The sequence below is a fragment of the Segatella copri genome (genome assembly GCF_009494395.1).
Taxonomy (GTDB): Bacteria; Bacteroidota; Bacteroidia; order Bacteroidales; family Bacteroidaceae; genus Prevotella.
On sequence record NZ_VZCB01000052.1, the window covers coordinates 1 to 15,067 of the forward strand.

Below are 15,067 nucleotides of genomic sequence, written 5' to 3' on the forward strand. Positions count from 1 at the left end.
CGTTCTCTTTTCCACAAGCACATCGAAAGCCTTTTGGATGGAAAGCAACAACTGCCCGATGTCCTTGTTGGTTTCCACGGCTTCCTTGCTCTTGCCCTCCAATCGGCTGGCACGAGGATTCCAAAGCGATGGAGTGCAAGACAACTTGCAGGAGAACTGCGCCATAGTCCTGTTCACCGTGATGCGTCCCATGATGGGAGCTTTTCCATTCTTGTCCATTCCGCTCTTTTTTAGGTAGAGCAACACCTTGAATTTTTCGATTTTCATAACGCTTACATTTTGAGTGTGCAAATATAATCATTTTGTAAGCGTTCCTTGATACGCAAAACATTGAGAATCAGCGCAATAAAATCCGTTGATGCACAAAGTTGCCTTTCCGCATTGTTACCTGCTTTGCATAGGTAACTGTGGCTCACGATTTAGTAACTGAACTACTTCAATATTCCTCACTCGCTTGCTTTATGCCGATTTGGCAACTTTGTGCAAATCTACTCATTCCCAACTGTTTACGTTCCAACCTCTCTTATTCTCCTTTGGCTGCTTTAGAGCTTTATGTTAACTTTGCTAAAAGATAGAGTTATAAATGGGTGTTTTTATGACAAAAGATAGAGTTATAATAGGATGTTTTGTGATAAAAGATAGAGTTATAAAGACATGTTTTATGATAAGATAGAGTTATCTGTAGCAATTACTTTGCGAGTTTATGATTTATACAATCATTACTTCCAAGAGTGCTGAAGATGTCATCACGAAATGGAAGAAATCCAATCCAAAGCTATTCAAAAAATACCAAAAAATCTATCATGAACTGGTAGATCACCCAAGAACAGTACCTGGTAAATTCCTTGCAGGGATGTAGGGTGCTGGCCTATCCACAAATTACCGAAGAGTTTTTCGAAACTCTCCTTCTGATTACAGTCATAGTAAGAGTAGAGCATACTGAGGAACAGGCTTTTTCTAAAACGACGGGGACGGATGAAGAAGAGATTGCGTGCTTCTCCAGCTCTGGCAAAAACATCGTCTTATCGACATAATATAGATTCTGACTCATCACCGTGGCAAAATCAGATACTCCGTATGGTACTTGTTTTACTTGCTGTTTCATCATGCAATGAAATTTAACCAGTTTACATGTGCAAAGTTACGGCTTTATTTTTGAAACAACCAAAGTTTTCACAGCTTTTTTGTTAAAATCGAGTAGCAGGAAAACGAAGTAGTTTTCTTCCTACTCTCGTTTTCCGAACTCTTACACCACCGTACGTGCCGTTCGGCATACGGCTGTTCCTATTTTTGGTGCCACTCAAGATATATCCTCATTACAGTAGATTTCTCTTGGCATATGTCCTGCTAGTTTGACCAAGTATCTCCACAAGCCAACTTATTCTTGCAGTCTGCTACTTATGGCTTTACATTGATAAACTTTTGGTAGTCAGCTTCACTTATTTCAAAATATTGTTTGTCAATGTCCGCATCATGCGAGTTCTTTATGAACTTAAATCTGATAGAACAACCATCTGTTGCTTTATAAATAATGAAAGACAGTTTCAGTGGATACAACTTACTCATAGAAGTCTGGATGATGTCTTCGTCTATTATATTTCTTTCTAATTCACTTTTCATTGGAGCTGTAAGATTCAATACAATTGGTGAATTGGAAAGGTTTCGAAGTTTCTTCATATCTTCCTCGGTAAACATTAAGAAAATCTTTTCTTTCCAATATTGCCAATCTTCACGAATATTAGGATATCTATATGCTCCGTTATATTTTTCCCATACCAAAACATAATAAGGAATATTATTTAGTTTTATAGTTTTAAATTGAAGACTAATAATATTGTTAAAACAATCTGACAAGAAGATGGCATTTTGTTTTGTCTGAGTTCTGATTTTTTTGCTAAGTTTTTTAGCTTTTATGCAGTTAACCCAGTCTATCCATTCACCTGTATTGTGGTCATAAGCCCAACCAATAACTTTGTTAAGTATTACCCCTTCATTGTTAAAATAAACTTTAGGCCGGTTCACTCTTTTTTGTCCTAAGCATGTTATAGAAAATACAATGCAAAGTGAAAGAATTAAATAACGTTTCATCTTATCCTAATTTCCGCAACACTATAATTTAATACTTTTTATAAGCACCCTAGCAACAAAAAGTTGCACAGATTTTTGCCATATCAGATATTTCACTTATTTTAGTGTTGCATTTAAAAACAAATAAAACTCTGAATGACATGGCAAAAGTACAAATAAAATCTGAGAAAATCACTTCTTTTGAAGTTTTTTTCGATTATAGAGTTATTTGATGCTGCAAAGTTACGACTTCATTTTGACATACCTAAAGTTACCACTGCTTTTTTGGTGCACCCTTATCATTTGACTATAAATCACAAAAATTACTAGAAAAGTTTGGTAGTTTCGAATATTCAGCGTATCTTTGCTACAATAATAAAAGAAAGGAAAGCTATATGGAAACAAAAGACAAGAAGATACAAGTTCATACTATAGACAACAAAGACATCGACAAGTTTTTTCCTGCTCATAGCGAGATATCCAGCAAAGGCAGAAAGCATACTGTCAAGTTATTTTCAAGATAAAGGTGTTCGACATGTTTTGCTATGGTGAGTTTGATGCGCATTGAAAAAAGCAAGGACTTATGCGAATAGTAATTATGCCATTTTTTAATCAACCAAAAAAGAATCATCATGAAATTAAATCAAAATTTCTTTTGGGACAAGTTCCTGCTCATTTGGGGAATTATAGGAATGTTGTTTCCCGTGGTAGTCGTAATGAGATTTGAAGTAAAAGGACTATTTGAATTGCTACTTCTAGGAGGAATGAGTGTTTCTTGCGCCCTCTTGACTGCCACTATTGGGTGGAAGTGCTGTTCAAAGCTGCATTGGATTCCCCTGTCAATAAGCATGGCAATGGCATTTTGTACTGTCGTAGTGATAATGACTTTAATTGTAACCGCAGGTGATTATTTAGGGACTATCATGTTACTTGCATGTTTATTTCCCATATTGTTATTGCCCTGTATCTTACTGATTCTCGTAGTCAATTATCTGATGTTGAGAAAACAACATTCTTCGTGAAACCATAATTGCATAATCAAAATATTGGTTGTATTTTTGCAAACAGAAAGGAGTTGTTTGACAAGTAAACCTATATATGTTTCTTTACAAAAAAATCCCTGCCATAGGAAGCCTTTCCTACAGCAGGGATTTTTCTATTGGGAATCATCAAGAATGACGAAACCGGGATTTTAATTATGCTGCCTTTCACTCATAAATACTGTCGCTGGCTAGATCTATCTTGTCGTTCCAATATACACAAGTTCGGCTGGTGTCCAACTGGGCTTGTTTAAAAAGGCCATATACATCAACTAATGCACGAAACGAAGGAAGCGTCTTGATGTCATCCTTCACATCGTACAACACTTTATATCCATCATCGAATTCAACGAAAAGGATATAGTCATCGAGAACTGACATTTTCTTAATTCTTGGTATCATAATGGTGGAAGTTTTGTTATTATTTGTTTGTCTCACATGTCCTTTGAAGCCATTTCGAGATACCAACGAATGGCAATAGAGTCTTCCACACGAAGAACTTTTGTTATATGTGTCAAGTAAGATTTTGCAATCGTGATTGCAAAATTCGTATATCATTGATTGTCAAGTAGAATTGGCGAAAATAAGCCAAATTTCTTTTGCTAAATTCTTTACCATATTGATGTGTCAATTGCTCAGATAATTGCGCAATGATCTGAACCCCATACTCTGCACGTGCCTCACCATTCTGTTCTTCTTCCACGATGCGTCGCCCTATGTTCCAATAGGTTTCTATCATCTTATGATTGACGGAGGCATAAGCTTCCTTCCTGCCTTGCTCTATGATGGAGCAGACATCGGTATATAATCTTGTATTTGTCAAATCGTTCGCCAATGGCGAACGATTTACAGAAAGCAGTACATCTGCTTGCAGTTCATCTGCTTGCAATACATCTTGTTTTTCAGACGATTGCAAAAATAACGTCCAAGTTTTTTTGATTTTTCATAAAAAAAGCTTGTCTATAGCATCACTTACTACAGACAAGCTTTTTTGTTGATGAAAAGTTTTCATTGACCACCATAAGAAGATCAGCTGTAAAACGGTTGACTTCTTTTGGCGAGAATTATTTAAATAAAGAGCTATTTATACTCTCCCCAAGCCTTGATGTCGATATCCTCAAGCTTGGTAGTGCAGAATGCATAGATGAATGCACTCGCCAGACGGCTGTTGGTAATCAATGGCACGTTCAGGTCGATAGCGGCACGACGGATTTTGTAACCATTGCTCAACTCGCTGCTGGTCAAGTTCTTCGGAATATTCACTACCATATCAATCTCGTGGTTATGGAGCATCTCCAAAGCCTTAGGCGCACCGCCTTCTGCCTCCTCTGATGGCCAGAGCACACGGGTGTTCTCAATGCCGTTCTCGGTGAGGAACTTGCTACTACCACCGGTTGCATACAGCTTGTAACCATGCTTAACCAGCATCTGGGCAGCATCGAGCAAATCTACCTTCTGCTTGGCAGAACCTGTAGAAAGCAGGATGTTCTTGGCTGGAATGCGATGACCCACAGAAAGCATACTCTTCAGAAGTGCGGTAGATGTATCGTCGCCCAAGCAACCTACCTCACCCGTACTGCTCATATCCACACCCAATACAGGGTCTGCCTTCTGCAAACGGTTGAAGCTGAACTGAGATGCCTTGATACCTACATAGTCGAGATCAAAGAGGTTCTTGTGTGGCTTCTCTACTGGCAAACCGAGCATCACGCGGGTAGCCAACTCGATGAGGTTAATCTTCAATACCTTGCTCACGAATGGGAACGAACGGCTGGCACGCAAGTTACACTCGATAACGAGAATATCATTGTCACGAGCCATGAACTGGATGTTGAACGGACCGTTGATGTGCAACTCCTTGGCAATCTGACGACCTACTCGCTTCACACGACGAACTGTCTCAACATACAACTTCTGAGGAGGGAACTGGATGGTAGCATCGCCTGAGTGAACACCGGCAAACTCGATGTGCTCGGAAATCGCATAGGCAATCACCTCGCCATTCTTTGCCACAGCATCCATCTCAATCTCCTTAGCATGTTCGATAAACTTACTTACTACCACTGGGTGATCCTCACTTACGTTGGCAGCCAACTGCAGGAATCGCTTCAACTCTTCCTCGTTAGAACATACGTTCATCGCAGCACCAGAAAGAACGTAACTTGGACGAACCAATACAGGGAACCCTACACGCTCGATGAAGTTGTCGATGTCCTCCATAGAGGTCAGGGCGCTCCACTCTGGCTGGTTGATGCCGTTGTTGGTCAACATCTGAGAGAACTTGGCACGGTCCTCAGCGTTATCGATGTCCTTGGCAGCAGTACCTAAGATTGGCACATTCTGAGCATCCAGGTGCATAGCCAAGTTGTTTGGAATCTGACCACCAGTAGATACGATGACGCCATGAGGCTGCTCCATCTCGATGATATCCATCACACGCTCAAAGGTCAACTCATCGAAGTAGAGACGGTCGCACATATCGTAGTCGGTAGATACGGTCTCTGGGTTGTAGTTGATCATCACTGAGCGCCAGCCTTCCTTGCGGATGGTGTTCAATGCCTGAACGCCACACCAGTCGAACTCTACGGAAGAACCGATGCGGTAAGCACCTGAACCGAGTACGATGATAGAACGGTGGTCGTTCTCGAAGCTGATGTCGCTCTTCACGCCTGCGTAGGTTACATAGAGGTAGTTGGTCTGGGCAGGATACTCTGCTGCCAGGGTATCAATCTGCTTCACCACAGGCAGGATGCCATAGCTCTTGCGCTTGTTGCGAACCAGCAGGGCAGCCTTGTGCATGTTGCCCAACTCCTGCTCCAAGCCCACGGCACGAGCAACCTGGAAGTCGGTGAAACCATAAACCTTAGCAGAACGGAGCAGATCCTGACCGATGGTATTGATGTTGCACTTCTTCATCTCCTCGTCGATGTCGATGATGTGCTTCAACTTCTCCAGGAACCACTTGTCAATCTTGGTCAAGTCGTGAATCTGATCTACGGTATAGCCCTTGTGCATAGCCTTTGAAATCACAAACACACGCTTATCTGTTGGCTCGCGCAAAGCTGCATCGATATCATCGATTTCAAGCTCCTTGTTCTCTACGAAACCGTGCATGCCCTGACCAATCATACGAAGCCCCTTCTGGATAGCCTCCTCGAAGTTGCGGCCGATGGCCATTACCTCACCTACTGACTTCATAGATGAACCCAACTCCTTATCTACGCCACGGAACTTAGACAAGTCCCAACGAGGAATCTTACAAACCACGTAGTCCAATGCTGGCTCGAAGAAAGCTGATGTGGTCTTGGTTACAGAGTTCTTCAACTCGAACAGACCGTAACCCATACCGAGCTTGGCTGCAACGAAGGCAAGAGGATAACCGGTAGCCTTAGATGCCAAGGCTGATGAACGGCTCAAACGGGCATTCACCTCGATTACACGATAATCCTCGCTCTTAGGGTCGAAGGCATACTGCACGTTACACTCACCCACGATTCCGATGTGACGGATAATCTTGATGGCGAGGGCACGGAGCTTATGATACTCAGCATTGCTCAGGGTCTGAGATGGAGCGATAACGATACTCTCACCGGTATGGATTCCCAGTGGGTCGAAGTTCTCCATGTTACAAACTGTGATACAGTTGTCGTAACGGTCGCGAACCACCTCATACTCAATCTCTTTCCAGCCCTTCAAGCTCTTCTCTACCAATACCTGTGGAGAGAATGAGAAGGCCTTCTCAGCGAGCTTGTTCAGCTCCTCCTCGTTGTCAGCGAAACCAGAACCGAGTCCACCCAAGGCGTAAGCAGCACGGATGATGACAGGATAACCGAGCTCGGCAGCGGCCTTGCGGGCCTGCTCGATGTTCTCGCAAGCCTCGCTCTTGATGGTCTTCACGTTGATTTCATCCAGCTTCTCTACGAAGAGCTCACGGTCCTCAGTATCCATGATAGCCTGAACTGGAGTACCCAACACCTTGACATTATATTTTTCCAGGATGCCCTGGCGATAGAGTTCCACACCACAGTTGAGGGCAGTCTGGCCACCGAAACTGAGGAGGATACCGTCTGGCTTCTCCTTCTGGATGACACGCTCTACGAAGTATGGCTGCACTGGCAGGAAGTAAATCTGGTCGGCAACACCTTCTGATGTCTGTACGGTTGCGATATTCGGGTTGATGAGCACAGTCTCGATACCTTCCTCGCGCAATGCCTTCAGGGCCTGCGAACCTGAGTAGTCGAACTCACCTGCTTCACCGATCTTCAAGGCTCCAGAACCTAAGAGGAGCACCTTCTTTATATTTTCGTCTTTCATCTTTTTTCCTAATTATTTAAGTGTTTCTACAAACTTATCAAACATGAACTCTGTATCCACAGGGCCTGAGCAAGCCTCTGGGTGGAACTGGCTTGAGAACCAAGGGTTCACCTTGTGGCGGATACCCTCGTTAGAGCCATCATTCATATTTACAAAGAGTTCCTCCCAGTCGTTGCCCAATGTCTTGGCATCAACGGCATAACCGTGGTTCTGAGAGGTGATGTAGCAATTGTTGGTTCCTACCATGCGCACTGGCTGGTTGTGTGAACGGTGACCATACTTCAACTTGTAGATAGTAGCACCGGCAGCCTTGGAAAGCAACTGGTTACCCATACAAATACCGCAGATAGGCTTGCGGCTCTGGCTGATCTGCTTGCGAATAATGTTTACTGCATCCTCACACATGTCTGGGTCGCCAGGACCATTGGCAAGGAACAGTCCGTCGAAATCCATATCTGTGTAATCGTAATTCCAAGGCACACGGATCACCTCAACGCCTCTGTTGATGAGGCAACGGATGATGTTTGCCTTCACACCGCAGTCAACGAGAACCACCTTCTTGCCGGCACCCTCGTTGTAACGGATAATCTCCTTGCAGCTCACCTGGTCAACGAAGTTTACACCCTCGTAGTTAGCCTCAGGTATGTTGTCTGGTTCATCATCAAAGAGAATCTTACCCATCATCACACCATGTTCACGAAGCACCTTAGTCAACTCACGGGTATCGATGCCTGTGATTCCTGGCACCTTTTCGCGCTTCAACCAGTCGGCAAGACTCTCCACTGCATTCCAGTGGCTATACTGCTCGCTGTAATCATTCACGATGATGGCAGAAGCATAAATCTTGTCACTCTCCATGAAGGTTGGCAAACCATTCTCCTCGAAAGTAAATGGTGGCACACCATAGTTGCCCACGAGAGGGAATGTAAGTGTCATCAACTGACCGGCGTAAGAAGGGTCGGTCAAACTCTCTGGATATCCCATCATGGCTGTGTTGAACACAACCTCGCCCGCTACAGGAGCATCATATCCAAAAGATTTGCCATGGAACTTGGTTCCATCGCTCAAAACTAAGGTTACTTTTTTCATATCTGACATTTGATTCTTTTATTTCATACTTATAAGAGCAAATGAATTCTTCACTCTTCGTTCTTTTCTCTTCACTTATTTATGATAAACGTTTTCGATATAGTTCACAAACGACTGGTTGCAGAGTTTCGTGCCGCCTGGGGTTGGATAATGACCGGTGAAATACCAGTCGCCCTTGTGGTTTGGAATTGCCTCGCGCAAACCCTCGATGCTCTGGAACACGAGCTGGATAGGAGTGGTCATGCCCTCCGGACGGAGCATCTCTACTATCTTCTCGTTGATTTCCTCGATGGTGAATGGCTTGTAGATGGCACGTACCGGGTTCACCTGCTCCTCCTTCGGCTTGGCAAGTTCTGCCTTGCATGCCTCGTAGGTCTGCTCGATGAGGTCCTCCATCTTGCGCTCTTTCAAAAGCTGGATTGCCGCACGGAACACGCAGAACTCTTCCAGTCTTGCCATATCGATGCCGTAATAATCCGGATAACGGATCTGAGGGGCACTGGATACGACTACAATCTTCTTAGGATGCAGACGGTCGAGGATGCGGAGGATGCTCTCCTTCAGGGTTGTACCGCGCACAATACTGTCGTCGATGATAACGAGATTATCCACATTCGGCTCGATGCTTCCGTAGGTTACATCATACACATGGCTCGCCAGGTCGTTGCGGCTGTTGCCCTCGGTGATGAAGGTACGGAGCTTGATATCCTTCCATGCAATCTTCTCCGAACGGACGAAATCGCCGAGAATATCGTATAATTCTTCCTTAGATGGAATATGGTCGAGGTTGGCAATCTGTTCTATCTTGCTTTCGTTGAGATACTTCTTGAAACCGCTCAACATTCCATAGTAAGCCACCTCGGCTGTGTTCGGGATGTAGCTGAACACGGTGTGATCAACATCGTAATCCACTGCCTTCAGGATAGGCTGGGTCAACTGCTCGCCCAACTGCTTACGCTCCTGGTAGATATCCTTGTCGGAACCACGGCTGAAGTAGATGCGCTCGAATGAGCAGGCAGAATCACCCTTCTGCTCCATGATGCGCTCGATGGTGCACTCGCCGTTCTTCTTCACGAGAAGTGCCGTACCCGGCATCAGCTCCTGCACATCCTCTGCCTCCAGGTCGAAGGTGGTCTGAAGCACAGGGCGCTCGCTGGCTACTACTACGATTTCATCGTTCTTGTAGTAGAAAGCAGGACGGATGCCCCAAGGGTCGCGCATGGAGAACATCTCTCCCGAACCGGTGATACCGCAGACCACATAACCGCCATCAAAGTCCTTCATCGTGGTCTTGAGCACGTTGCTCATCTTCACGTGGTCTTCGATGTAGTTGGTGATGTCGGTGTTTTCCATCTCCATCGCCTTTGCTGCCACGAAATTTCGCTCCACCTCTCTGTCAAGTCGGTGGCCCATCAGTTCGAGCATGATGTAGGTGTCGCTGTAGATGCGTGGGCTCTGGCCCTGCTTGGTCAGCTCCTGGAAGATTTCATCTACGTTGGTCATGTTGAAGTTGCCGCAAAGGCAGAGGTTCTTCGCCTTCCAGTTATTGCGGCGCAGGAATGGGTGCACATACTGGATACCACTCTTTCCGGTGGTACTGTAGCGCAGGTGTCCCATGTAAAGTTCGCCTGCGAAAGGCAGTTCCTCTTTGGCAAACTTAGCATCAGCAAGCTGCTCGGGAGTCAGGTTCTTGAAGTTGGCATTCGCCTTGCCGAAGATCTCCGTCACGGCGTTCTTACCCTCTGCACGCTCACGAAACATATACTCATGACCAGGCTTTCCGCCCAGTTTGACACAAGCCATACCAGCACCCTCCTGTCCACGGTTGTGCTGTTTCTCCATCATCAGATAGAGTTTGTTGAGTGCGTACATCCAGGTGCCGTACTTCTGCTGGTAATACTCCAATGGCTTGAGCAATCTGATCATTGCTACGCCACATTCATGTTTCAATGGTTCCATCTCTCAATTATCCTTTATCTTATTTAGTTAAATTTGAATATACCTACTGCGAAGGGATACCCCTCCAAAAAAAGGGAAACGTCAAGAAACGACGATTCCCTTTATTTTTTATTCGACAGTAACTGACTTGGCCAAATTTCTAGGTTGGTCAACATCCTTGCCCTTACATACAGCTACATGATAAGCCAGCAGCTGCAAAGGAATGGTAGCCAATAATGGCTCCAGGCACTCCAAGGTCTCAGGGAGTTCAATCACTTCGTCGGCAATCTTGGAAATAGTTTCATCACCCTTGCTCACAATGGCAATGACACGACCCTGACGGGCCTTGATTTCCTGGATATTAGACAAGACCTTCTCGTACATGAAGTTGTGGGTAGCAATAACTACCACAGGCATATCGCTGTCTATCAATGCGATAGGCCCATGTTTCATCTCCGCTGCAGGATAACCTTCAGCGTGGATGTAGCTAATCTCCTTCAACTTCAATGCACCTTCAAGGGCTACAGGATACTGGAATCCGCGACCCAGATAGATGAAATTGCGCGCATACGTAAAGGTACGGCTCAAGTCAGCTATCTTATTGTTCAGCTTCAACACTTCCTTCATCTTGGCAGGAATGTTCCAAAGCTGCTCTGTAATCTTCTGATATTCGTTTTCACTGATGGTTCCCCTCTCCTTACCAATGGCAAGTGCCAGGAGGATAAGGACGGTAACCTGACCGGTGAACGCCTTGGTAGAGGCAACACCAATCTCCGGACCTACGTGAATATAGGTACCCGTATCTGTCTCTCGTGCGATGGAAGAACCGATAGAGTTACAGATACCATAGATAAACGCACCGCTCTCCTTGGCAAGCTTGATGGCAGCCAGGGTATCAGCGGTTTCACCACTCTGGGAAATGGCGATGACGACATCATCCTTCGTTACCACAGGATTGCGGTAACGGAACTCTGATGCATATTCCACTTCCACTGGGATGCGACAGTAATTCTCTATCATCTGCTTGCCGATGAGTCCGGCGTGCCATGATGTTCCACAAGCCACGATGATGATTCGCTTGGCATTGAGGAGTTGCTGGCGATGGTCGGTGATGGAGCTGAGCACTACGCCCATCTCTGTCTCCGTCTTGCAGGTTGTATCGTCGCCATCTGTCATCACACGGGTTTCCACGGTGCGGCTCACCACACGACCACGCATACAGTTGCGCAGGCACTCAGGCTGTTCGAAGATTTCCTTCAGCATGAAGTGAGGGAAACCGCCCTTCTCTATCTGACCAAGGTCAATGTCCACGGTCTGCACCTCAGGGTTGAGCTTTACGTTCTGGATGTTTACTACCTGCAATTCCTGACCGAGACGCATCACAGCGATGTTGCCATCCTCCAGATAAACCACCTTATCAGTATATTCGATGATAGGACTGGCATCAGAACCGAGATAAAACTCTCCGTCCTCACCGATACCTACAACCAATGGACTCTGCTTGCGGGCAGCAATAATCTGGTCAGGGTGACGCTTGTCAAGAATAGCGATGGCATAAGCGCCAATCACCTGACGGAGCGCTACCTGAACGGCAGTCAACAGATCAAGATCCTTCTTCACCTGAATGTATTCGATGAGCTGTACGAGGACCTCTGTATCGGTCTCACTCTTGAACTCCACACCCTTAGCAATCAGGTTCTTCTTGATGTCGGCATAGTTCTCGATAATACCATTATGAATCATGGCAAGATTCTTGCTGGAAGAATAATGAGGATGAGCATTCACAGCTGAAGGCTCTCCGTGTGTAGCCCAACGAGTATGAGCGATACCCACATGTCCAGAAATATCCTTGTCTGAGCAGAACGCTTCAAGATCTGCCACCTTGCCCTTTGCCTTATATACGTTCAAAGAGCCATCATTGCTAATAAGGGCTACACCCGCAGAGTCATACCCGCGGTATTCCAAACGCTTCAACCCCTTGATGAGAGCTGGATAAGCGTCTCCCTTACCTAAATATCCTACTATGCCACACATACTTATATATCTTTATATGTTGTAAATCTGTTTGTTATTCCTGACCTTTTCTCTCTTTCACTTATCGCAAGATATTGACCACCAAAGAGGCTATAGATGTCAAAATGCTCAATCCCGACATAACCAATGTAGTGGAAGAACCGATAGCAGAATTCTGTGCCTTTACCTTGTTAGGCTCAACATAGATAATATCATTCTGCTGAAGATAATAGAATGGCGAACTGATGACATTAGCATCATTAAGATTCAAACGATGGTAATGTTTCTCACCCTGTGCATCCTGACGAATCAGAATCACATTATCACGTCTACCGTAGATTGTCAAGTCACCAGCCTGCGCCAAAGCCTCAAGGATACTCATCTTCTCCTGTGGTACTGAAATTATACCAGGCTTGGTAACCTCACCCAATATCGAGACATGATAGCTAGCCATACGAACAGTGACGATAGGATTTTCCGTTTCTGCCAAATAAGGTTTTACCTTGCTCTTTACAAGATCCTCGGCCTCTTTCTTGGTCATGCCTCCTACGTGCAGTGTCCCAACAACAGGAAACTCGATATTACCATGATTATCTACCAGGTAGCCCTGCAATGTTCCACCAGAAGTACTCAACTGTCCACCAGTACCAATTGTATTAGAAACAGACAAGTTGAAAGGCATCGCAGCCTTTGGATCTGTGGTAATCACGGTAATGGTCAGTTCATCCTTAGGCATAATCTTTGCCTCATAAAGAATCCTAGAACCCGCTAAACTGATAGAATCAATGTTTTGAAAATAAGCCACGCTCTTGGTGCTACCGCAACTGCCGAGCATCAAGACCATAGTTAAAGCGACAAGCGCTGAAAGAATGAATTTTTTCATCACAAACAAATTTCGTTATACATTATTGGTGCAAAAATACAGCATTTTTTTGAATGCTGCAAATATTTTGCACCAATAATTTCAGAAATATTTATTTTTTATGAAATATGTAGCCTTTTTGGCTTCATCCGCAAAGAAAAGAGTACTATAATTCACCCCAAATTGCATTCATGAAGCGAAAACCAGACGGCTTTTTATTTCTTGTCTTCTATTCCATTTGATGGCAGATTGAAAGTATAGCTATTGTCGAAGATCTTCTTTACCTTATTGATTTCAACAAAGGTAGTGCCACCACCCTCGCCAAAGCTACCACTCAAGTATGCTATCTTATCCTCTTCCTGCAGATATCCTTTCTGACGAAGCATACGCACAGCAGCTGTGAACATATCCTTAGCAGAAACATGATCTTTCTGATGAATAGGAATGATGCCATAGCTCAGGTTCAACCAGCGCTGAAGCTTCTCCTTATAGCAGATGGCAAGTACAGGATTTGGGCCACGGAAGGCAGCCAAATCGCGTGCGGTCTGACCGGTTTCACCATCAGTGATGATACCAGCCACGCCCAACTGCTTGGTAGCTTCAATAGCAGCGTGAGCCAAAAAGAGTTTCTGGTCTATTTTACCGCCATCCATAGGATTGATGTCGTTAAGAGGTGACTTATCCTTCTCTGCCTGCTCGGCAATACGAGCCATAGTCTGAACTGCCTCTACAGGATATTTACCGCTAGCAGTTTCTCCAGAAAGCATCAAGGCATCTGTACGATAGAAGATAGCATTGGCAATATCAGTTACCTCTGCACGGGTAGGACGCGGATTCTTAATCATGGTATGAAGCATCTGGGTAGCCACAATAACTGGCTTTTGAGCCTTCACACACTTGGCGATGATTCGGCGCTGGATACCCGGAATCTTCTCTATAGGCACCTCAATACCCAAATCACCACGGGCAACCATGATGCCGTAGCAAGCATCAATGATTTCATCAATATTATCTACACCCTCCTGGTTTTCAATCTTAGAAATAATCTTGATATCACTGTTGTGAGCATCCAAGATGTCCTGAACAGCCTTTACATCTGCTGCACTACGCACAAATGAGTGAGCAATGAAATCAATATCCAATTCGATAGCCAACTCAATATTCTTACGGTCTTTCTCTGTAAGTGCAGGCAAATCGATATGCTCACCTGGTACATTCACACTCTTATGAGCACCCAGCATACCCTCGTTCTGAACTTCTGCCACAAGCATAGGTCCCTGAACCTCCATCACCTTCATGTCGAGTTCGCCATCATCAAACAAGATGTCATCACCCACCTTTACGTCAGCAGCAATATCTGGATAGCTTAAGTTCACGATATCGTGAGAAGACTCCATTTCCGGACGACCGAAGATTTTCACCACGTCACCTATATTATAATGTATAGGTTCCTTGACGTCAGTAGTACGCACCTCAGGTCCCTTAGTATCAATCATGATACCAATATGTGGAGACACGGCTCTAACATTCTTAACAATGGTACGGATACCATCTTCTGTGGCATGGGCAGTATTCATACGAACCACGTTCATACCTGCAAAAAACAGTTTTCGGATAAAATCTTGATCGCATCTACGATCACTGATGGAAGCAACTATCTTTGTTTGTTTCATATTCGTAATTACCTTATTGAAATTTCAATATTATCGTGACTTTTCAATCACATTTCCCAAATTTTGTGCAA

The 15,067-nt window shown here is 44.7% G+C and carries 10 protein-coding genes and 1 pseudogene; all 11 read right to left on the reverse strand.

Annotated features, from left to right (window positions below):
- The coding region (locus F7D73_RS05950) for an Arm DNA-binding domain-containing protein (RefSeq protein ID WP_262884618.1) at positions 1–267 on the reverse strand (267 nt) is incomplete at its 3' end.
- A gap of 554 nt (positions 268–821) precedes the next feature.
- Positions 822–1,105 (reverse strand): annotated as a pseudogene (locus F7D73_RS05955) (AAA family ATPase); the annotation flags it as partial.
- Between the two features lie 293 nt (positions 1,106–1,398).
- Positions 1,399–2,088, reverse strand: coding sequence for a hypothetical protein (locus F7D73_RS05960; protein WP_153123038.1), 690 nt, complete (start codon positions 2,086–2,088; stop codon positions 1,399–1,401).
- A gap of 1,187 nt (positions 2,089–3,275) precedes the next feature.
- Complete coding sequence (locus F7D73_RS05965; RefSeq protein ID WP_153123040.1) at positions 3,276–3,509, reverse strand: DUF2442 domain-containing protein; 234 nt, start codon at positions 3,507–3,509, stop codon at positions 3,276–3,278.
- A 112-nt stretch (positions 3,510–3,621) separates the two neighbouring features.
- On the reverse strand, positions 3,622–3,996 hold the full coding sequence (locus F7D73_RS05970; protein WP_228117651.1) for a DUF1016 N-terminal domain-containing protein: 375 nt from the start codon (positions 3,994–3,996) through the stop codon (positions 3,622–3,624).
- A 191-nt stretch (positions 3,997–4,187) separates the two neighbouring features.
- A complete protein-coding gene (gene carB, locus F7D73_RS05975) occupies positions 4,188–7,421 on the reverse strand; it encodes a carbamoyl-phosphate synthase (glutamine-hydrolyzing) large subunit (protein WP_153123042.1) in 3,234 nt (1,077 codons plus the stop codon).
- Positions 7,422–7,433: 12 nt separating this feature from the next.
- Entirely contained in the window at positions 7,434–8,510 is a 1,077-nt protein-coding gene (gene carA / locus F7D73_RS05980) for a glutamine-hydrolyzing carbamoyl-phosphate synthase small subunit (protein WP_040553026.1), read from the reverse strand.
- Positions 8,511–8,585: 75 nt separating this feature from the next.
- Positions 8,586–10,469: an amidophosphoribosyltransferase gene (locus F7D73_RS05985; protein WP_153123044.1), complete on the reverse strand. Its 1,884-nt coding sequence runs from the start codon at positions 10,467–10,469 to the stop codon at positions 8,586–8,588.
- A gap of 108 nt (positions 10,470–10,577) precedes the next feature.
- Entirely contained in the window at positions 10,578–12,482 is a 1,905-nt protein-coding gene (glmS, locus tag F7D73_RS05990) for a glutamine--fructose-6-phosphate transaminase (isomerizing) (RefSeq protein ID WP_153123046.1), read from the reverse strand.
- Between the two features lie 61 nt (positions 12,483–12,543).
- The gene (locus tag F7D73_RS05995) at positions 12,544–13,344 is read right to left on the reverse strand and encodes a polysaccharide biosynthesis/export family protein (protein WP_153123048.1); all 801 of its coding nucleotides are present in this window, start codon (positions 13,342–13,344) and stop codon (positions 12,544–12,546) included.
- Positions 13,345–13,538: 194 nt separating this feature from the next.
- On the reverse strand, positions 13,539–14,996 hold the full coding sequence (gene pyk / locus F7D73_RS06000; RefSeq protein ID WP_153123050.1) for a pyruvate kinase: 1,458 nt from the start codon (positions 14,994–14,996) through the stop codon (positions 13,539–13,541).
- Positions 14,997–15,067 lie beyond the last annotated feature (71 nt).

Excerpts from the sequence above, each read along its gene's own strand:
- F7D73_RS05985 (WP_153123044.1), bottom strand. The coding sequence starts at position 10,469 with ATGGAACCATTGAAACATGAATGTGGCGTAGCAATGATCAGATTGCTC.
- carA (WP_040553026.1), bottom strand. The coding sequence starts at position 8,510 with ATGAAAAAAGTAACCTTAGTTTTGAGCGATGGAACCAAGTTCCATGGC.
- F7D73_RS05965 (WP_153123040.1), bottom strand. The coding sequence starts at position 3,509 with ATGATACCAAGAATTAAGAAAATGTCAGTTCTCGATGACTATATCCTT.
- carB (WP_153123042.1), bottom strand. The coding sequence starts at position 7,421 with ATGAAAGACGAAAATATAAAGAAGGTGCTCCTCTTAGGTTCTGGAGCC.
- glmS (WP_153123046.1), bottom strand. The coding sequence starts at position 12,482 with ATGTGTGGCATAGTAGGATATTTAGGTAAGGGAGACGCTTATCCAGCT.
- F7D73_RS05960 (WP_153123038.1), bottom strand. The coding sequence starts at position 2,088 with ATGAAACGTTATTTAATTCTTTCACTTTGCATTGTATTTTCTATAACA.
- pyk (WP_153123050.1), bottom strand. The coding sequence starts at position 14,996 with ATGAAACAAACAAAGATAGTTGCTTCCATCAGTGATCGTAGATGCGAT.
- F7D73_RS05995 (WP_153123048.1), bottom strand. The coding sequence starts at position 13,344 with ATGAAAAAATTCATTCTTTCAGCGCTTGTCGCTTTAACTATGGTCTTG.